The 19,214-nt window shown below is 44.4% G+C and carries 18 protein-coding genes; 10 read left to right on the forward strand and 8 right to left on the reverse strand.

The window, feature by feature from the left end; all coding sequences use genetic code 11:
* Positions 1–148: 148 nt before the first annotated feature.
* On the reverse strand, positions 149–1,348 hold the full coding sequence (locus QZW82_RS18505) for a sensor histidine kinase (RefSeq protein ID WP_293150850.1): 1,200 nt from the start codon (positions 1,346–1,348) through the stop codon (positions 149–151).
* Between the two features lie 368 nt (positions 1,349–1,716).
* On the opposite strand from QZW82_RS18505, the gene QZW82_RS18510 reads away from it, so the two are divergent.
* Positions 1,717–3,081, forward strand: a complete 1,365-nt coding sequence (locus QZW82_RS18510) for a calcium-binding protein (RefSeq protein ID WP_293150853.1) — start codon at positions 1,717–1,719, stop codon at positions 3,079–3,081.
* A gap of 469 nt (positions 3,082–3,550) precedes the next feature.
* Here the strand turns inward: QZW82_RS18510 and QZW82_RS18515 are convergent, their stop codons facing one another.
* From QZW82_RS18515 to QZW82_RS18530, 4 genes are all read right to left on the reverse strand, one after another.
* Positions 3,551–4,675 carry a transposase gene (locus QZW82_RS18515; RefSeq protein ID WP_293150856.1) on the reverse strand — a complete coding sequence of 375 codons (1,125 nt, stop codon included), beginning with the start codon at positions 4,673–4,675 and terminating at the stop codon, positions 3,551–3,553.
* 246 nt (positions 4,676–4,921) lie between these two features.
* On the reverse strand, positions 4,922–6,511 hold the full coding sequence (locus QZW82_RS18520) for a family 10 glycosylhydrolase (RefSeq protein ID WP_293150859.1): 1,590 nt from the start codon (positions 6,509–6,511) through the stop codon (positions 4,922–4,924).
* Between the two features lie 314 nt (positions 6,512–6,825).
* Entirely contained in the window at positions 6,826–7,107 is a 282-nt protein-coding gene (locus tag QZW82_RS18525; RefSeq protein WP_293150862.1) for a type II toxin-antitoxin system RelE/ParE family toxin, read from the reverse strand.
* The gene (locus tag QZW82_RS18530; RefSeq protein WP_293150865.1) at positions 7,097–7,339 is read right to left on the reverse strand and encodes a CopG family transcriptional regulator; all 243 of its coding nucleotides are present in this window, start codon (positions 7,337–7,339) and stop codon (positions 7,097–7,099) included. Before QZW82_RS18530 ends, QZW82_RS18525 begins: the two co-directional genes overlap by 11 nt.
* Before the next feature lie 137 nt (positions 7,340–7,476).
* On the opposite strand from QZW82_RS18530, the gene QZW82_RS18535 reads away from it, so the two are divergent.
* From QZW82_RS18535 to QZW82_RS18545, 3 genes are all read left to right on the forward strand, one after another.
* Complete coding sequence (locus QZW82_RS18535; protein ID WP_293150867.1) at positions 7,477–8,100, forward strand: hypothetical protein; 624 nt, start codon at positions 7,477–7,479, stop codon at positions 8,098–8,100.
* Positions 8,101–8,202: 102 nt separating this feature from the next.
* Positions 8,203–8,676 carry a BsuBI/PstI family type II restriction endonuclease gene (locus QZW82_RS18540; protein ID WP_293150870.1) on the forward strand — a complete coding sequence of 158 codons (474 nt, stop codon included), beginning with the start codon at positions 8,203–8,205 and terminating at the stop codon, positions 8,674–8,676.
* Positions 8,677–8,802: 126 nt separating this feature from the next.
* Positions 8,803–10,176: an MFS transporter gene (locus QZW82_RS18545; RefSeq protein ID WP_293150873.1), complete on the forward strand. Its 1,374-nt coding sequence runs from the start codon at positions 8,803–8,805 to the stop codon at positions 10,174–10,176.
* Between the two features lie 323 nt (positions 10,177–10,499).
* Here QZW82_RS18545 and QZW82_RS18550 read toward each other — a convergent pair whose 3' ends face one another.
* Positions 10,500–11,858 (reverse strand): Mbeg1-like protein, encoded by a 1,359-nt coding sequence (locus QZW82_RS18550; RefSeq protein ID WP_293150876.1) that lies wholly within the window; start codon positions 11,856–11,858, stop codon positions 10,500–10,502.
* Between the two features lie 361 nt (positions 11,859–12,219).
* Positions 12,220–13,590 carry a calcium-binding protein gene (locus QZW82_RS18555; protein ID WP_293150879.1) on the reverse strand — a complete coding sequence of 457 codons (1,371 nt, stop codon included), beginning with the start codon at positions 13,588–13,590 and terminating at the stop codon, positions 12,220–12,222.
* A gap of 135 nt (positions 13,591–13,725) precedes the next feature.
* Here QZW82_RS18555 and QZW82_RS18560 point away from each other — a divergent pair, with 135 nt between their 5' ends.
* The 6 genes from QZW82_RS18560 (at position 13,726) to QZW82_RS18585 (ending at position 18,308) form a co-directional block, all read left to right on the forward strand.
* Entirely contained in the window at positions 13,726–13,935 is a 210-nt protein-coding gene (locus QZW82_RS18560; protein ID WP_293150882.1) for a hypothetical protein, read from the forward strand.
* A complete protein-coding gene (locus tag QZW82_RS18565; protein ID WP_293150885.1) occupies positions 13,935–14,450 on the forward strand; it encodes a GNAT family N-acetyltransferase in 516 nt (171 codons plus the stop codon). The genes QZW82_RS18560 and QZW82_RS18565 overlap by 1 nt, the downstream gene beginning before the upstream one ends.
* A 196-nt stretch (positions 14,451–14,646) precedes the next feature.
* Entirely contained in the window at positions 14,647–15,393 is a 747-nt protein-coding gene (locus QZW82_RS18570; protein WP_293150888.1) for a HEAT repeat domain-containing protein, read from the forward strand.
* A gap of 55 nt (positions 15,394–15,448) precedes the next feature.
* Positions 15,449–16,360 (forward strand): Rpn family recombination-promoting nuclease/putative transposase, encoded by a 912-nt coding sequence (locus QZW82_RS18575; RefSeq protein ID WP_293150891.1) that lies wholly within the window; start codon positions 15,449–15,451, stop codon positions 16,358–16,360.
* Positions 16,336–17,322, forward strand: a complete 987-nt coding sequence (locus QZW82_RS18580; RefSeq protein WP_366665044.1) for an Rpn family recombination-promoting nuclease/putative transposase — start codon at positions 16,336–16,338, stop codon at positions 17,320–17,322. The genes QZW82_RS18575 and QZW82_RS18580 overlap by 25 nt, the downstream gene beginning before the upstream one ends.
* On the forward strand, positions 17,298–18,308 hold the full coding sequence (locus QZW82_RS18585) for an Rpn family recombination-promoting nuclease/putative transposase (protein WP_366665045.1): 1,011 nt from the start codon (positions 17,298–17,300) through the stop codon (positions 18,306–18,308). Before QZW82_RS18580 ends, QZW82_RS18585 begins: the two co-directional genes overlap by 25 nt.
* 107 nt (positions 18,309–18,415) lie before the next feature.
* Here the strand turns inward: QZW82_RS18585 and QZW82_RS18590 are convergent, their stop codons facing one another.
* The gene (locus QZW82_RS18590; protein WP_293151039.1) at positions 18,416–19,189 is read right to left on the reverse strand and encodes a class II aldolase/adducin family protein; all 774 of its coding nucleotides are present in this window, start codon (positions 19,187–19,189) and stop codon (positions 18,416–18,418) included.
* Between the last annotated feature and the right edge of the window lie 25 nt (positions 19,190–19,214).

Genomic DNA, 19,214 nt, shown 5'->3' on the forward strand with positions numbered 1-19,214 from the left:
ATGCAGGTGATTGGTGCTTTGATGCGGAAGTTGGTGCATTTGGCTTTTGGTATTTTAAAGTCCCAAAAGCCCTTCGATCCTAATTATTTACTTGCTACCCCTTGACAGCTCAAGACAGTATCTACAGCTTGTTGACGGTCAGATCTATCTAACTTAAGGGCAAGTTAACATCAATTCTGCATCCTGCTTCGGGTGATGTTTCTAGGTGAAACTCTCCGTTGAGAGAAGCAATTCGCTCTCGCATCCCTTGCAATCCAAACCCGCCAGCACGACTTTCCAACTGGAACCCCCGCCCGTTATCCTCAATACTTAAAAGCACTCGATCGCATTTTGTTTGCAATTTCAGGCGCACCTCCGTAGCTTCGGCGTATTTGCAAATATTGGTCAATGCTTCTTGCACGACCCGATACAGCGTTTTGGCAACTTGAGGCGGTAACACAACTTCCACAGCAATGCTGCTGGTAACAGTGACACCCGTACTCTGGCGAAAGTCTTCGATCAGGGAGACAATCCCCTGTTCCAAGGGTTCTTCTGCCTCTGCGTCAGCCCTCAGCGCATTTACCGATTGTCGAACTTCTTTCATCGCCACCTTACCGAGTCGCTGGGCTTGTTCTAAAAACGGTTGTGCATCTTTGGGATCGTGCTGCCAAAGTTTCACGGCGGTTTGCAGTTGAATGTTGAGCGAAGTCAAGGCGTGACCCAGCGAATCGTGAATCTCTCTAGCAATCCGATTGCGTTCCTGAACCGCTGCTAAATCTTCTATTTGCAGGGCATATTCCCGTAGCTGCGCGTGGGCTTGCGATAGTTGTTCCTGGGTTCTGCGTTCTGCTAGTAAGGTACTGACCAACTGCGACACGAAAAATAGCCCCAATCCAAACATCAACAATTCTGCCGTTTGGTGCATCCAAATTTGCTGTTGCTCGACATTAGGCAACATCAGGGGTGTTACCCTCTGAAGATACTGAACTTGATGAAACATATACATTACCAGCGACAGACCTGCCACTATCCAGCGACCGGGAGATTCAAATAAAAAACAACTGCGAATCAACACGATCAAATACAGCGTCGGTAGGATATGGAGATATCCCAAGGTAGTTCCGTAGAAAATCAGACTCATTTCGATCGCCGTATAGAGATAGCGAAACGAAGTTTTGCCCGAGGGTAAGATCCATCCCATCAAGCCTAGGGATACCAGGATTAGAATGTGCTGTACGGGAATGCTTTGACGCTGCCACGCTTCGATCGCGGCCATCATCCCACAACTGCCTAACATGAGCCATTCGGTGTACAGCAGAAAGCGAAATGGTTGAGGTTGGGTTTTTAGTAGAGGTGCGATCGCATTCATGGCAGGGGCCTCCTGTATTTGTGTCTCTCGGTATTCCCAAAAAATACTGCAAGTCAGACTGAATGTCGATAAAACTCGGCAATTTTCTAACTTTCGCTGATGCTACCCCTGGGAACTATGACTAAAGTTATAGCCGATCGGGATAGGTATCGCGAACATCGCTCTTGGCAGTAATGGGCGATCGAGACTTTTGGCAGATGAGCGGGCGATCGAGAGTATCCATTTCGTTGATGTCAAAAGGCTCTCAGATCGAGACGTTTTTCAGATGTGTTTAACCGAGTTGATTTCCTAAGATTGTGACATAGCAAACCAAAGCAAACAGTTTTGATTTGCCTCAATACTTCACTTAATATCTAGGAGCAACGAACATGGCTTTAATTAATGGAACCCCCGGCAACGACAATTTGAACGGTACTGCTGCGAGCGATACCCTGCGGGGCTTGGACGGAAACGATAATCTATTTGGCGGTTTTTTTGGGGACGATCTTCTGGATGGTGGAAACGGAAATGATACAGCGACCTATCTGGGATTTAGTAATAATATTAATGCTTCTTTAGAGACGAACAAAGCAACTTTTTTTGGAGGTAGCGGGACTTTCATCGGTATTGAAAACTTAATTGGCGGTAACAATCAAGATGTCTTAACTGGCAACGCTTTTAACAATCAGATCGATGGTAGCTTTGGCAATGACGACATCTCCGGTCGGGCAGGGGACGATCGCCTAATTGGTGGAGACGGATTCGATACTTTAAGGGGAGAATCAGGAAACGATAACCTGCGAGGTGGCAACGATACTGATCTGCTAGAAGGTGGCGATGGGTTCGATTTCCTAGCTGGCGACAAGGGTAACGATACGATGATCGGTGGTAACGGCGATGATAACTTTCAATGGGTGGATGGTGACGGCAGCGATTTGATTCAAGGCGACAGCGGAAGCGATAACTTGTTATTCAACGGTTCGATCGCGCAAGGGGATAACATTGAACTCGCCCAATCGGGATCGAACGTTGTATTGCGACGCACCAATCTCGTCCCCGTAACCTTAACAACCACAGGCATAGAAAGTTTTAATGCAATTAACGGTGGCGGTGGCGATGACGTTTTGAGTGTCAGCAATCTAGGCGTGGCAAGCGGCGTCCAATTTATCCAATTCACGGGGGGAGAAGGCAACGATCGCCTGAATACGAATAATGTATCGGCAAACATCGATGCTAGTGGTGGTAACGGCAATGATTTTCTCTTCAGCAGTAACGGGAACGACACGCTATTGGGCAATGGAGGAAGTGACGTTCTTTCCGGGGGTAATGGGAACGATCGAATTCAAGGTGCCGCAATAGGAGGAGGCCAAGGTGAAATTGATGTGCTAATTGGCGGTGCAGGAGTAGATACTTTTGTGCTGGGACAGCTCGGGCAAACCAGTTATGATGATGGTAACGGCGTGTTAGACAAATTTGAGGACTTGTTCAATGGCAACGCTGGCATTGATGGCCTGAGCGATTTTGCCCGCATCATTGACTTCAAAGTTGGTGAGGATCTCATTCAACTGGGTGGATCGCGCAGTAGCTATGAGCTCAGATCCGTCCCCAATTCCCTGCAAGGAGGGAGTGCAGCTCAAGATATGGGAATTTTCAAGAAAACTGGATTTGCACAGCCCCTTGAGTTGATTGCGATCGTTCAGGATGCACCTTCTGGTCTGAATATCAACGATACAACGCAATTCAGAGTCAGCTAGTTTTCAGGTGCGCGCCTTTCAGCTTAACTTGTTTTCCTGCTGTCAGCTTAAGGCGCTTTCTCACATTCCGGCAGGGGTTTAAACCCCTGCCTCATATAGCAGTCCTAAATCATTTGCATGATTTTGTAGGGGGTTCTTAAAGATCCAGGTTAGCCCGATAGATAGGGGGTAGGCACGGGGCACTACCCCTACAAATCTGCATGAATCATTTAGGATTGCTATAGCTTAAGTCGGTTGAAACCGACTGCAATTATTAGACAACACCGCAAAAATATTTTTGCGGTGTTGTTTGCATAAATTCTTGTTCGCTGTCCCCCGTTCCCTGTTCCCTATTCCCGACTTTGGCAAGAAGTCTAATTATTTTTGCAATTCAAGTCTATTAGACTTATTGCCGAAATCAATCCTTACAAATAGATAATTTATGAATTTTTGACATACTCCCCTGCCTGAAGGCGAGGGGATTCTAAGCTCAAACAGCAATTGCAGGCATAGCCTGTCTAACATCGCCTAACTTAACGGTTGATGCCCCAACCGCACAAATATTTATTGCAGCGTTCTCGTCTCTATCATTTACATTCTGACAGGACGGACAACGCCATTGTCTTGTGTTCAAATCTAACTCTTTCAGAACGTGTCTACAGTGCGAACAAGTCTTGCTAGATGGATACCAACGGTCGATAAAAACTACTTGTTTTCCTTTCTTTTTGGCAACCCATTCGATAATTTGGAGGAAATTACCAAACGCAAGGTCTGAGATTTTACGCCCCCAAAGCCGTTGCATTCCCTTTAGATTCAGAGTCTCAAAGCACAACACGTCAAACTTATCAGTCAGTTCCTGAGCCAATTTCCAGAACCAATCAGAGCGACGATTCACTACGTCCTCGTGTTTGCGAACTAAATGGAGTCTTGCTCTTTCTCGATTGGCTGAACCTTTCCGCTTTTTGGAATGCTGACGATTTGCTTTCTTGATAGCGCCGAGGGACTGTTTGAGAAATTGCGGTGATTCAATCTTGGAACCATCTGAGCAAGTGAGGAACGTCTTTAAGCCGAAATCAAAACCAGCGATTCTACTCGTCTCGATTTTGATTTTAGACTCTTCAACGCTGTCAACGACTACAACCATGAACAATTCTCCTAACGGAGTACGTTTAATGGTTAACGTCTTGACTTTCCCCTCTATCTCTCTGGAGTTCCAATACTGATAAACGCGATTCCCAATTTTAATTCGATTGCCACCTAAAAATTTATAGCCAGCTTGCTTGAGGGTGAATGATTTGTATTTACGGACTTTCTTGAATCCAGGGGGTCTAACACCTTTCTTGTGATACTTAAAAAACAGTTGGTAGGCTTTCTCAATGCGTTGACAGATATCCTGCACAGCCTGAGAACCCACTTGTTGCCAGAAAGGTTTACGCGATCTTTGTTTGGCAATATGACTTTGAAGTTTGCTGCAATTCAAGTGCTTGCCCCACATCCGGTAGTACCGCTTGTGGAGTGCGATGCAATGGTTGTAGATCACCCCGGCAGCATTGATGCTTCGCTTGAGATGTCTGTTCCGCTTGCTTTGATATAGCTTGAACTTCAATGTTTTCATGTTAACCATGATATCATAACGGATAGCAATTGGGTAGCCAAATGATCAAACAAAGATTAAGTATTCGGGTTGCGGTGAGTCGGCTAGAGAAGTTACGGAGAATCGCCAAACAAAAAGAAAAAACAATGACCCAGCTTGTCGAGGATTGGATTGATGCACTTAGAGAAGAAAAGCCGTCCTAAAAAGACGGGGCTTTAAACCCAGTTCTTTGGTAAGGTGCAGATTGTGCACCCTACAAAGTGGCTACTAACTAGCAAGATTTACTTTTGTGACTTCACCTGCGACAACCTTAACTGTTTGTTGAATTTGACTTCCATCAACTTTCAACTGATAAGAACCGGGTGAAAGCTCGATCGCCCCAAACCATCCTTTACCATCCGCCCGCAGTTGCCGCACCTTGCCACCAGCATTAACTGCCTGCAATGTCAAGCCCGCACCGTCGCAGCTTCCTTGGCATCGCTGCAAATTTCCGGCGATCGCACCCAAAGTCGGCCGCGACTTCCAAGGCATATCAGGAATCCCCGCCGGAGTGGCCCACACAGGCTGAGTTTGAACAGTTTTACCCGTTGCACCATCAACGTATTGACTAGGCTGCGACAGCGCATTATAAAACCAATCATTACTCTGCGACAGGAATTTCCAAGGCTGACGGGGCAAATCACCACTACCGCCCGATCGCAATTCAACGTTACTGTAAATATTGGTGCTAGCGTAGGAATAAAGCACCGTACCAGCAACGCGATTTCCTTTCGCAGAAGGCGCTTCGGCGCGGCGAATCTGCCCTAGAGTGTCTTCGATGTAGTTGAGATAGTTGCCGGGGCCGATCGCAATTTGGCGGTTATACTGATGGTCTTTAGCGTACTCGATCCAGTGATCGTAACCGAGTTTCTGCTGTGGCTTGTACTCGCGCTGGTACGTCATCGGCATCGCCATATCGATAATTCCTTCTTCCAGCCAAGCCCGCCAATCCTGCAAAACTTCTCTGTAGGGTTGCGTTTTATACCAAGCTTCGTCGTTTTTCGGGCCGTCACCCCAGGCGATCGTCGCCGCCGTAATTTTAACGCGCGGTTTAATCGCCATCGCTTCTACATAAAGCTTCCGCACTAAATTTGTCACCTGATCGCGCCGCCACTGCATCCACAGAGGATCGGTGGCTGCCGGTTTGCCCGATCGACCGTTTTGTTGGTTGAAACGGGCGATCGAAGTAGGATTGTAGCCCCAATTCGGCCCGCCGTAGCGCACGTAATCCAACTGTACGCCGTCCACATCGTAGCGCTTCAACAAGTCCAAATAGACCGAAACAGTATAATCTAGGGCGTCTGGATTGCCTGGATCGAGAAAACCTTTGGCTTCGCCACTCGAAATCAGCATCGCCCAATTGTCCTTTCCTGAGGCATTGGGCCCATGTTCTTGCCAAACATGATTGGCGGGAAGTTTGCCACCGGAAACTACTGGTAGCGTCACCATCCAAGCGTGTACTTCTATACCTGCGGCGTGGGCTTTGTCAATCAAATCCTGGAGGGGATCGAAACCTGCTGGAACATTCGGATCGGTGGTGCGGGGTTCGATCGCACTGGTGTAAAAAGCATCACCGCGGCGGCGGACTTGGGCGACGATCGCGTTGGCATTAGCTTTCTGTGCGTCTGCAATCAACTTGGTTACTTCTTGAGGCGTTTTGAAACCGGGGTTGAATGCGTCCACCCAGAAGGCGCGAAATTCCGAGGTTTGGGTTTGTGGGGGTGGATTTGCGATCGCCCGATTCGGCAACCATTGTGATAACCAGCCTGGAGTTAGGAGGAAACTGATTGTTAAGCCGATCGCGAACAGGCTTGACAAAAAGAGTGTTTTAGTTTTTCGCATGAGGAATGTGTGAGGGAGCGTTTAACTGTCGTTTACGGACTTTTGGTTTGAGCGTCCGCTTGACATTTTCGCACAATGGTATATTATTCGGGCAAATAAGTAAAATCGGTATTGCAAAATACGCGCGATAGAATAAAAGGCGATCGCACCTGTTACTCTCTTCTCCGTAGAAGATTATCTACTTCTTCCTGATTCTTCGTCTTTCTTCCTTCGTGTCCTTCGCATCTTCGCGGTTCAATAACACTCCAATTTTGGCTAAAATTAACTAAAAGTGCGATCGGCAACATTACCTAATTTTCTGGATACTTTCTTGAACTGTGAAGGATACGGAGAATTTCTACGCTTTCTTCTTTTACTCGATAGATGATGAGATAAGATGTATTGGAAATAACAAGTTCTCTAGTAGCTTCTACGCGACCAACTCTGCCCATAAAAGGAAACTCTGCGAGTTGACTTACAGCACTCTGAATCCTTAAAATTAATTGCCTTGCTGCCTCTGGATCGTCTTTGACAATATATGCGTGAGCTTGTTCTAGATTTCGCAAAGCTTGTCGCAGCCACTTAATTTTCATTTGTCAACTTGGCAAAAATTGCTTGGACTTCATCATCGCTGGCAAAATCTCCAGCTTCGGCCTCGGCAACGCCTTTGTTAATTTCATCAAGCAGCCATTGATAGATTTCAAGATAAGAAGCGATCGCTTCATTCAAAACATAGGTTAAATCGCGATCCGTGACATTGGCGATCGCCCTCAGCGCCTCTTTTTTATCGCTGTCAAGTAGAAATGTAAAATTTTCTTGACTCATGGCTCTCCTTTGCTGTTAGTGGAAAAGAGTAAACTGCTACCATGATAGCATATTGTTTCTACTAATTTTAGCAAAAATAAACTGAACAGGCGAAACTTTGCTACAATAAGTAAAAAAGAACCAGCTAGCGCATTGATATGACTGCGATCGAACAGCCACTAATTAAAACAATTTATGATTTATTTGACCTGGTGCGTACCAGGCCAAAAATGTATTTAGGCAATAATGGCATAACCCTGACTGCACTGATGGCGCTTGTGACTGGCTATAAATTTGCTTGTTTTTATAATGGAGTTGAACTTGACGAAGGAACACCTCCGTATTCGCACTTTGTTCACTGGATAACGTATCGACTTTTTGGCAAGCCAAGCAGCCTGCCTTGGGAGTTCATGGAAGACCAGCTCGGTCAATCTGTCGCTTTTTCAACTTTCTTAGAGATGCTTGACGAATTCCGCAGCCTCCAGCCGTGTCTTCTTGCCAGCATACAACCAAGTAGCAAACATCAACTAACTGGTAAAGTCTTAATTCATCAAGGAAATCCCGAAGATAGTTTGCACAGATATGTGCCGTCAACGATCGCAATCATTGGTTATCCAAATGTCTCAGTTTGCTTTATTAGTTATGAATATTCCAGCGATCCACCTTATGAAATAATGTATGATTCATTAAAAGAAGCGCTGAAATTTATCAAGAGAGATATAAATATTCAAATAAGTGAATGGAACTTTACTGAAATGGGTAACGATCGCCTTGCAACATAATTAATGCTGGTAGTTTTTAGTGAGGTTACTAAATAATAGTTAAAGTATCAGTTGGTTAATACAGGTTTGATTGTTGTGAATCCTTACCATACATAACGTGCGGTGAATAATCCCAAAAACTTCTTAATATCAAAGATTGTGACTGAGTTTGCTTCTTGCTTTACTCCTGCTGGCAAGCTGATTTATGTCGGAGATACAGATGAAAAGTTTGCTCATTTCAACGAAGCATCGCTCGCGGTACTAGGCGTTACAATTGATGCTCACGGTAAGATCCCAGATGTAATTATTCACTTCACTGAAAAGAATTGGTTGGTGTTGATTGAAGCAGTTACTTCACACGGGCCGATTAATCCAAAACGCAAAACTGAGCTTGAGAATCTTTTTATAAGTTCGACAGTACCTTTGGTGATGGTGACAGCTTTCCTCAGCCGCAAAGCAATGGCGGAATATTTATCTGATATTTCCTGGGAAACTGATGTCTGGGTAGCAGAAGAGCCTACTCACCTGATTCATTTTAACGGACAACATCTGTTGCAGGATTATTCAAAAGAAGAAAATATTTGTGAGCCAGAATGATGCTAAAATACGCTGTTTGTATGGCTGCGGCTGGCATCAGCACAATATATACTGTAATGCCAGCGGTTGAATTGACCGGAAATTGTCGATCGCACTCAGTAAACCAAATCAGTAGTTAGGCAAAATATGTCTGCAATGGAAAAAAAACCGATCGATGGATTGTGGGTATCAGTATTGTACTTCGCCCAGGGTCTCCCGTACACCGTCGTTAATATAATGTCGGTGATTTTTTTAAAAGGGATGGGAACCAGCAACGAACTAATCGGATTGACAAGTCTGTTATCTTTTCCTTGGGTATTAAAAGGTTTGTGGGGCCCGGTTGTTGATTTGTATTCAACTAAACGCAAATGGATTTTAACAACGGAAATTATTTGTGCTTTTCTGTTTGCTTTCCTAGCTTTTGGTGTGTTGACGCCTTTGGCTGTTATTATATCGCTGGTTGTCTTTACAGCGATCGCCTTTGTTTCAGCTACTCACGACATCGCCATTGACGGATTTTATTTAAACACTCTCAATAAAGACAAACAAGCACTATTTGTCGGTGTTCGCAACACGGCTTATAGAGGTGCCGTGATTGTCGGTAGCGGTGTCTTGGTTTTCTTGGCAGGTAAACTAGCAGAACAGCATTTAATCCCGGTAAATACAGGCGATACTAAAACATATCAAGAGATTCCGCTGTCACTTTTCGGTTCGTCTTATAACGTGTCTCCGGTTAACTACGGATGGGCGACAGCCTTTGGCATTTGCGCGCTGATTTTTGTGCTGATTTATCTGTTTCAGCGGTGGTATCTTCCCTATCCGAGAAATTATGCTGCGGAAACAGGCGCACCCCAACAAACAACCAGCTTTGTCGAGGCATTTAGAACCTATTTCCAGCAAGATAAAATTGGTTGGATTGTGGCTTATGTCTTGATTTTTCGATTGGGAGATGCCCTGACTTTTAAAATGGCTCCTCCATTTTTAATGGATAAAGTTGAGAAGGGAGGATTAGCGGTTTCTACGTCGGACATGGGCTTGTTATCCGGTACTTTAGGAGTAATGTTTCTGTTGGTCGGAGGGTTGCTCGGCGGCTATTTGATTGCGAAACAAGGACTTAAAAAATGGATGTGGCCGACGGCGATTATGCAGAATTCAACTAACGTGTTGTATTGGATGTTGGCAATCCATCAACCGGGGATTGAATGGGCCTATGCTGTAAATTCGATCGAGCAATTTACTTACGGGCTTGGTGTGGCTGCCTATACAGTGTTCTTAATGCGGACTGTCCGCCCTGAATACGAAGCATCTCACTATGCAATTACCACGGCTTTTATGGCGGCAGGAGTGTTGATTCCTGGTGTTTTTAGTGGCTACTTACAGACTGCATTGGGCTATCAAAATTATTTCTTGTTTAGTTCACTCGCTGTGATTCCCGGTATGCTGACGATTTTCTTTTTGCCGCTAGAAGATGAGAAAAAATTAGCATCTATGCCCCGGCCCGGACTGGACGATCCAGATTAATTAAATTGTATCTGTAATTAGGTACGTAGTTGCGCTTCAGCGCTCTTGGTGAATATAAGCCAAGAGCGCTAAAATATAGGACACACAAATGTTGCGGCCCTACCCCAGATAGCAATCCTAAAATAAGGTACGTAGTTGCGCTTCAGCGCTGTTGGTGAATATAAGCTAAGAGTGCTAAAATATAGGACACAAAAATGTTGTATTCCTACCCCATATAGCAATCCAAAAATTAGGTACGTAGTTGGGCAAAGTGCGCTCTTCATAATATAAGCGTATAGCGCCCAAGCGCAACTACATACCTTTAGGATTGCTATAGCCACCAACTAAATCGAAATAAAATCCCTGGCTGTTAGCGGACTGCTTAGTATGCCGAAGAAACTGGCAAGAACTTCTCCACTGCTGGCAATTTCGATGGTTGTTGAAATATCGGCTTGAGTAATTCTCAGTTGGTTGAAGCTCAAACCTCTGGTCAAACCAATTGAATCTTGACCCTGTTGAAAGTCTAGAAGTGTATCTGTACCCGCGCCTGCTCCTAACACAAATACGTCGCGTCCGGCGCCACTAATTAACAGATCCGCACCTACTCCGCCAACGAGGGTATCGTCCCCGTCTCCCCCGCTCAAATTGTCATCTCCTTTGCCCCCGAATAGTTGGTCATTGCCGAGGCCACCGCTGATAATATCGTTACCTTTATTGCCGGTGAGAGTATCGTTTCCCCCATTACCAGTTATAATATCGTCCCCAGCCAAACCTGAGGCTGTATTGTTGGCATCGTCGCCTACTAAATTATTATTTTGGGAGAGGTCGAGAGCAGTTCTCATTGCAAGAGTGTTTCCGATAAAAGAGGTTCCCGGACTGGTTCTCAATTGCTCTAAACTGCTGCGAGAAGCTAGGGCTTTTGCTAATGGTGGCAGTGCAAAGTTTAAGCCTGCTAAGAGTTCTAAATAATCTGAATCTGTGAAAGTAAAATCCGGGCGGTTTAACTGGTCTACAGATATCTCTGTCTTTGTCAAACCGGGAGGAGGAGAGCTTAATAAACCACTTTGGGTGTGCTTGTCTAAGACAAGTAGGGGGTTAATAATCGGGTTGGTAAATGTTTCAAGAACTACTTTTCCGGGGAGAAAAGCGTCTCCTCCCAAACTAACAAAATCGCCACTAACTATATAGTGAGTTACATTTTTGCCTGCACCTGCTTTCTGCTTAAATGTATTGACTATACTTTGAGCAATTCCGGGAGAATTAAAGGTAACAATATCTCCGATCGCAGATGTGAATTCTGTGGCGGCTAGTTGCGTTATGGCGCCGCCCAAGCTGTGCCCGAGAAGGTCTGGTGCCAAGCGGCGGGGGTTTTTTGTTGTGTCTTGACCGATTTGTGTCAGCCAAGTTCCTAAGGCTTGTTTGTTGGCTTCAAATTGGTTGAAGCCGATGCTTCGCTTGTCTGCGTTGGCAAGATCGTCTATGAGGGAGTCGGTGCCGCGAAATACTAGAACTGGCGGTTTGTCTGGGGTGGTGGAGATTAAGCCGATCGCGTGAAATCCAGTTAGGGGATCGTCAAAAGTGCGATCGATTCGGTAGCCGGCAGCCGTCAAACCAGCTTGAACTACAGTTTGTAACTGGGGGTTATTGTCTATGTAAACAAGCTGCTTGGCTATAGTTTCGTAAGCGGCGGGGGAGGATGGCATATTTTTGTTATTTCCTGTGGTTTGATTGGGATTGGCTTTTTAAGCTAATCAACTCATTTTACAATAAATTAGGTTGATAAACAATATTTATTTCTCCTATTGCGCGTTTCTAAATCACCCATTGGTCGGTTTGTGGCAGCGGATTTCGCAATAGCAAAAAACACACCAAAAAAGATTTCGGCGCAAGAACTTGCAGTTGTTGCGCTACCCAAACTACTATTTTTTATCGGGTGCATCTCATTTTTGAAGAGGGCGAAGCATGACCGCATATAAGTTATTAGTTATAATCTCCGATTGACTGCGGTCATGCTTCGCCCCTACACACATATTTGCCTTGCGCCAGATGCACCATTTTTATCCATTAAATCTGCACGAAATCCGGTCGCGTGAGGTCGTTAGCGGACAGGCCTCTGACGGTAGCAATAATTTCCCCAGTAATCGGGATAGTAATTACAGCTCCGTCAGCACTTGGGGTAACAATAATTTGAGGGTAAGTTAGACCCCGTGATAGGCCAATTAAATCTTCACCCTTTTTAAAATCGACAATCACATCTGCTCCGCCACCGGATTCTAATACAAAGCGATCGCGCCCTGCGCCGCCAATTAAAAAATCGTTGCCAAATTCGCCGGAAATGAGGTCGTTTCCGTCGCCACCATCCAAAAAATCGTTGTTTCTGCCACCGTACAAGAAGTCGTCGCCACTGTCGCCACTGAGGCTGTCATTATCTCGATTGCCTCTGAGAGTGTCGTTACCGGCGTTGCCGATAATTGTATCCTCTCCAGGGCCACCGCTAGCAGTATTGTTGCGAGCGTCGCCTAATAAATAATTTGCTTGCAGGGGAGCTAAACCGAATTGCATTTGTCTGATTAAGTCCACAAACGAAAATTCTGAGGCTGTTCTCAAACTCTCTGCACCGGCTCGGTTTCTGATTGCCACTGACACATTTGCTAGGGGAAAATTTAGTGCAGCAATAAACTCGTTAAAATCTGAGTCGTTGTTACTATAAGTAAATTCGGGACTGTTTAAGTTTTCAAGGGAAAATTGCCTCTGGAAAAAATCTGCGGGTGGAGCAGTTAACAAATTTTCTCTGCGATGTTTGGCTAAAACACTTAAGGGATTAATACTAGGATCTGTGAAAGTTTGGAGAAATACTTTTCCCTGGATAAATGCTTCGCCAAACAAACTGACAATATCTCCGCTGACAATGTAGTGACTGACATTTTTGTTGCCTGCCCTACTGAGATTTCTCCGAAAATTGTTGGCGATACTCGCTGAGACTCCGGGAGAGTTGAAAGTCAAGATATCGCCGCTCAGAGATGTGTATTCGCTGGCTACAATTTGAGCGATCGCTCCGCCCCAACTGTGGCCGACGACATCGGGCAATAATTTGCTGGGGTTTTTGGCAGTATCTTGACCGATTTCTGCGAGCCAGTTTTTGATACTATCTTTGTTTTTTTCAAATTCGGGTAAGCCTATGTCGCGGGAGGCAGAAAACATAGCGTCGCCGTCGATGAAGTCGGTACCTCGAAATACGAGGACTGGCGGTTTGGTGGGGTCAGAGGAACCGAAGCCGATCGCGTAAAATCCGGTTTCTTTGTCGTCCAATATGCGATCGATATAGTAGCCGTTAGTGTCCAGGAAGCGCGAAACTTGATTTTGCGCGTTCGGCTTTTGATTCAAAAAAACAATTGACTTAGCCAGAGCTTCATAAACAGCAGGCGAGGCACTCATAATATTTTATTTGGTGTTTGTTGGTATTTGCGATCGCTCTGGTTTTGAGCTAATTTTCCACTATCAGCCATTATAACTGACAAGATTTGTATGGTACACTTGATAATATCTACTCAAAAATCATTTTTTGCGGTTATGACTATCATTCGTCAATACATTGCTCCATTGATCGCAATATTAGTATTTTTCGTGGCTCTGGTAGCAGTCAGCGCTCGCATCTTTTTGCCGGCTGACATGGCTGCCCCAGCACCGATTGAGGAACCGATCCCGCAAAAGCAAGCGGTATCCGTGAATCCTATTTTCTTGGGGCTCAATTATTCCTCTCTCCCTGTCGAAATTCGCTGATGTCTGCTCAGTTGATACCGGGCTACGGGCTGCGATCGGGTTCTGGACTCGATCGCGCAAAACTGCTAAAGTTCCTGCACCATACTTACCGAGAGCTTTACCCCGATCGCGAATTGGGACATTTGGCTCAAACTGTCGAGCAGTATTTTTCTAAACAGACGCCGCTTTGGTGGGTAGAGTGCCTGAAAAACAGCCCGTTCGAGGGAGAAAGTTTTTCCGGGATCCCCTCGCAGTCGGCAAATCCCACATCAGTTGTCGGATGTTTGTGGTTGGGAAATGCGATCGACCAAACCACTGGAGAACGCCACGGTCACATTTTTCTGCTCTACATAGCACCGGAGCACCGCCGTCAGGGACTCGGTGCAGCTTTAGTTATTCAGGCAGAAAATTGGGCGCGTTCAAGAGGCGATCGGCAAATTGGTTTGCAAGTTTTTCTGAGCAATCAGCCTGCGATGAATCTCTATCAAAAATTAGGTTATGAGAGTCATTCTGTATGGATGATCAAAGATCTTTGAAAAACCAGAGGTATTTGTTTGCAGTCAGAACTAGAGTTCGGATTCATCTAAATGATGAGGACTCTTCCTCCAGCAGGGCGAACAATAGGAGGACTTGAGAGTTGAATCGGAATGCTTTTATTGCCGGAAATGCTAATTTATATTTACCGCTGAATCAGTTGCGCCCGTAGCATCCTCTCTGCGGTAAAGTTTTTTTATGAACAATAACGACTACACCAACGCCCTCGATCTTGATACGGAACTGGAAAGCCCTTTGGATCATTTTGATGAATCCGAACCCCCGCTACCAGATCCAGAGGAAATGCTGCCTTTGCTGGAATCGCCGGAACCTCAGCACCGGATGATGGCGGCGCGGGCTTTTTGCGAACTCCAGGACGATCGCGCGATTTCGCATTTAATTAATTTGTTAAGAGACGGTTGTCCCTTGGTGCGGGTGAGTGCGGCCTATGCTTTGGGGCGAAATCCAAGTCCCGATGCTGTGGAACCGCTGATCGAGCAACTCAACCGCGATTGGAACGGTTACGTTCGCAAAGGGGTAGTTTGGGCCTTGGGAAATTGCAGAGATCACCGCGCTTTATCGCCCTTAATTGATGCTCTGAGAACTGATATTTCGGCGGTACGTTTGTGGGCGGCGAGTTCTCTGGGTCAAATGGCAAAAGTTGGTTACTATGTGGTGATTGCCGGGATTCCACCGTTGATTCAAGCATTGCGAAGAGACTCTGTATCTGCCGTTCGCAGTAATTCCGCTTGGGCGATCGGGCAACTGGCGCGCGAGTTGCCGAATAATGTAGTGTACGCTGGGGCGATCGACGCTTTAATTGAATCTTTAGAAGAAGATGAAGACATGGGCGTGCGCGACGATGCTAAATCTTCGCTGTTGCGAGTCGGAGACCCGCGCGGTTTGCAGATTATTGAAGACTTAGAAATGGAAGGAATATTATAATGAATATTCCACAATTAAACACCATTTACCAATTACAATTTACCCGTTACCAATTATGAACTTCATCAATCCCAAAACAGATTTTGGCTTCAAAAAAATCTTTGCATCGCCCCAGCACAAAGAAGTTTTGATTAGCTTCCTGAATGCCATGCTCTACAACGCAGAGCCGACAATTCAAGACTTAGAAATCATCGACCCCTACGCCGCACCAGCAATTACTGGTTTAAAAGACACTTACCTGGATGTCAAAGCAAAAATTACAGGAAACACAACTGTAATTATCGAAATGCAGGTAATTAATGTAGAAGCTTTTACCAAGCGCGTCATCTATAATGCAGCCAAAACCTACGCAACTCAACTTAAACCAAGAGAAGGCTACTCAAAATTAAATCCCTTAATTGCCTTAACAATTACCGATTTTGTTTTGTTTGAAAACACCGACAAATTTCTCACCCATTTTGTCTTTAAAGAAGTCGAAGAAAACATCGAATATTACAGAGAAATAGAGTTATTTTTTCTGGAGCTACCTAAATTCAATAAAAGATTAGAAGAAGTTGAAGGCTTGATTCAAAGTTGGACTTATTTTATCAAAAATGCTCCCGAACTTGAGGAAATACCGGAAAAATTTGCATCAGTACCCGAAATGCAAACAGCTTTTAATATCGCCAACAGGTCAAGTTTAAACCTTGAGGAATTACAAGCATTAGAAAAACGGGAAATGTTTTTTGAAGACCAACGCGGTGCTGTTATCAAAGGGATGCAAGAAGGTCGCCAAGAAGGTAAGATTGAAGGGCAAATAGAATTAATTATGCGTCTACTCGCGCGACGTACTGGTGAGATTTCGCCGGAAATTCAAACTCGCATCCAGAAGCTATCGGCTGAAAAATTAGAGAGTTTAGGAGAAATATTGTTAGATTTTACCAGTCAACAAGATTTGATTGCTTGGCTGGAATCAGTGTCAGCATAAGTTTGGTTCTGCCACAGGATTTACCAATTACAATTTACCCGTTACCAATTATGAACTTCATCAATCCCAAAACAGATTTTGGCTTCAAAAAAATCTTTGCATCGCCCCAGCACAAAGAAGTTTTGATTAGCTTCCTGAATGCCATGCTCTACAACGCAGAGCCGACAATTCAAGACTTAGAAATCATCGACCCCTACGCCGCACCAGCAATTACTGGTTTAAAAGACACTTACCTGGATGTCAAAGCAAAAATTACAGGAAACACAACTGTAATTATCGAAATGCAGGTAATTAATGTAGAAGCTTTTACCAAGCGCGTCATCTATAATGCAGCCAAAACCTACGCAACTCAACTTAAACCAAGAGAAGGCTACTCAAAATTAAATCCCTTAATTGCCTTAACAATTACCGATTTTGTTTTGTTTGAAAACACCGACAAATTTCTCACCCATTTTGTCTTTAAAGAAGTCGAAGAAAACATCGAATATTACAGAGAAATAGAGTTATTTTTTCTGGAGCTACCTAAATTCAATAAAAGATTAGAAGAAGTTGAAGGCTTGATTCAAAGTTGGACTTATTTTATCAAAAATGCTCCCGAACTTGAGGAAATACCGGAAAAATTTGCATCAGTACCCGAAATGCAAACAGCTTTTAATATCGCCAACAGGTCAAGTTTAAACCTTGAGGAATTACAAGCATTAGAAAAACGGGAAATGTTTTTTGAAGACCAACGCGGTGCTGTTATCAAAGGGATGCAAGAAGGTCGCCAAGAAGGTAAGATTGAAGGGCAAATAGAATTAATTATGCGTCTACTCGCGCGACGTACTGGTGAGATTTCGCCGGAAATTCAAACTCGCATCCAGAAGCTATCGGCTGAAAAATTAGAGAGTTTAGGAGAAATATTGTTAGATTTTACCAGTCAACAAGATTTGATTGCTTGGCTGGAATCAGTGTCAGCATAAGTTTGGTTCTGCCACAGGATTTACCAATTACAATTTACCCGTTACCAATTATGAACTTCATCAATCCCAAAACAGATTTTGGCTTCAAAAAAATCTTTGCATCGCCCCAGCACAAAGAAGTTTTGATTAGCTTCCTGAATGCCATGCTCTACAACGCAGAGCCGACAATTCAAGACTTAGAAATCATCGACCCCTACGCCGCACCAGCAATTACTGGTTTAAAAGACACTTACCTGGATGTCAAAGCAAAAATTACAGGAAACACAACTGTAATTATCGAAATGCAGGTAATTAATGTAGAAGCTTTTACCAAGCGCGTCATCTATAATGCAGCCAAAACCTACGCAACTCAACTTAAACCAAGAGAAGGCTACTCAAAATTAAATCCCTTAATTGCCTTAACAATTACCGATTTTGTTTTGTTTGAAAACACCGACAAATTTCTCACCCATTTTGTCTTTAAAGAAGTCGAAGAAAACATCGAATATTACAGAGAAATAGAGTTATTTTTTCTGGAGCTACCTAAATTCAATAAAAGATTAGAAGAAGTTGAAGGCTTGATTCAAAGTTGGACTTATTTTATCAAAAATGCTCCCGAACTTGAGGAAATACCGGAAAAATTTGCATCAGTACCCGAAATGCAAACAGCTTTTAATATCGCCAACAGGTCAAGTTTAAACCTTGAGGAATTACAAGCATTAGAAAAACGGGAAATGTTTTTTGAAGACCAACGCGGTGCTGTTATCAAAGGGATGCAAGAAGGTCGCCAAGAAGGCCGCCAAGAAGGCCGTCAAGAAGGTCTAATTGAGGGAGAAATAGCATTAATTATGCGTCAAATCGCGCGGCGTACTGGTGAAATACCAGCAACAATCCAAACTCGCATCCAGCAGTTATCTTCCCAACAATTAGATGATTTAGGAGAAATTTTGCTAGATTTTACCAGTCAACAGGATTTGATAACTTGGTTGGAATCGATGTCAGCATAAAAGTATGACCCACCCTACAAGTCTAGAGCAGGGTGGGGCTCCATCTATAATCTACAAGTTTGTTGAATATCTGGTAGCGATGCACCCTACCAATTATCACCACATAGCTAATCTAACAAGTCTGGTTCTCGGCGCACAATCATGTCATAAAGTGGTTGAAAGCTAAACCATCCCATGCGGTGAGAGCCTACTTGCTGCTGTGTCAAACGAGCACATTCTGGCTTGATGAGAATGGGTTTTCCGGCTGCTTCGGCCATTAACTGCGCCTGACAAGAACGTTCCATTGCAATAAACCACCAAGCTGCTTCATCTACTGTTTCACCTACTGTTAACAGTCCGTGATTTTGTAAAATAATTGCTTTTTTATCTCCTAAAGTTTTGGCGATGCGTTTAGCTTCTTCGATTTCCAAAACAACTCCGGTGTAATCGTCAAATAAAGCGTGATCCTCATAAAAAGAACAAGCATCTTGCGTTAGCGGGTCGAGTAACTGGCCCAAACTCGACCAACTTTTGCCGTAGGGAGAATGGGCGTGGGCTGCTGCGATAACGTCGGGCCGGGCTGCGTGAACTTGCGAATGAATGGCAAATGCTGCTTCGTTTACGGATTTATTTCCTTCAACAACTTCGCCTTTGTGGTTGACTAAAATTAGGTCGCTGACTCCAATTAAACTAAAGTGCATTCCAAAGGAATTGACCCAGAAATGATCGAGGTGTTCGGGGTCGCGGACGGTGATGTGTCCGGCAATTCCTTCGCTAAATCCGAAACGACCAAATAATCTGAGTGCGGCGGCTAAACGCTGTTTGCGGTGGCGGCGTTCTTCTTCAATTGAGTTGAATGTCGGCGGTTGAAAAGTGACTTTTGGAACTTTTACTGCAATCATATGTTTGGGAATTGGGAATTGGGCA

The organism is Microcoleus sp. bin48.metabat.b7b8b9.023 (assembly GCF_013299185.1).
GTDB lineage: Bacteria > Cyanobacteriota > Cyanobacteriia > Cyanobacteriales > Microcoleaceae > Microcoleus.

Coding starts and splice junctions, on each gene's coding strand:
- QZW82_RS18575 (WP_293150891.1), top strand. CDS start 15,449: ATGAACTTCATCAATCCCAAAACAGATTTTGGCTTCAAAAAAATCTTT.
- QZW82_RS18515 (WP_293150856.1), bottom strand. CDS start 4,675: ATGAAAACATTGAAGTTCAAGCTATATCAAAGCAAGCGGAACAGACAT.
- QZW82_RS18545 (WP_293150873.1), top strand. CDS start 8,803: ATGTCTGCAATGGAAAAAAAACCGATCGATGGATTGTGGGTATCAGTA.
- QZW82_RS18505 (WP_293150850.1), bottom strand. CDS start 1,348: ATGAATGCGATCGCACCTCTACTAAAAACCCAACCTCAACCATTTCGC.
- QZW82_RS18560 (WP_293150882.1), top strand. CDS start 13,726: ATGACTATCATTCGTCAATACATTGCTCCATTGATCGCAATATTAGTA.
- QZW82_RS18565 (WP_293150885.1), top strand. CDS start 13,935: ATGTCTGCTCAGTTGATACCGGGCTACGGGCTGCGATCGGGTTCTGGA.
- QZW82_RS18530 (WP_293150865.1), bottom strand. CDS start 7,339: ATGAGTCAAGAAAATTTTACATTTCTACTTGACAGCGATAAAAAAGAG.
- QZW82_RS18570 (WP_293150888.1), top strand. CDS start 14,647: ATGAACAATAACGACTACACCAACGCCCTCGATCTTGATACGGAACTG.
- QZW82_RS18555 (WP_293150879.1), bottom strand. CDS start 13,590: ATGAGTGCCTCGCCTGCTGTTTATGAAGCTCTGGCTAAGTCAATTGTT.
- QZW82_RS18525 (WP_293150862.1), bottom strand. CDS start 7,107: ATGAAAATTAAGTGGCTGCGACAAGCTTTGCGAAATCTAGAACAAGCT.
- QZW82_RS18510 (WP_293150853.1), top strand. CDS start 1,717: ATGGCTTTAATTAATGGAACCCCCGGCAACGACAATTTGAACGGTACT.
- QZW82_RS18535 (WP_293150867.1), top strand. CDS start 7,477: ATGACTGCGATCGAACAGCCACTAATTAAAACAATTTATGATTTATTT.
- QZW82_RS18550 (WP_293150876.1), bottom strand. CDS start 11,858: ATGCCATCCTCCCCCGCCGCTTACGAAACTATAGCCAAGCAGCTTGTT.
- QZW82_RS18590 (WP_293151039.1), bottom strand. CDS start 19,189: ATGATTGCAGTAAAAGTTCCAAAAGTCACTTTTCAACCGCCGACATTC.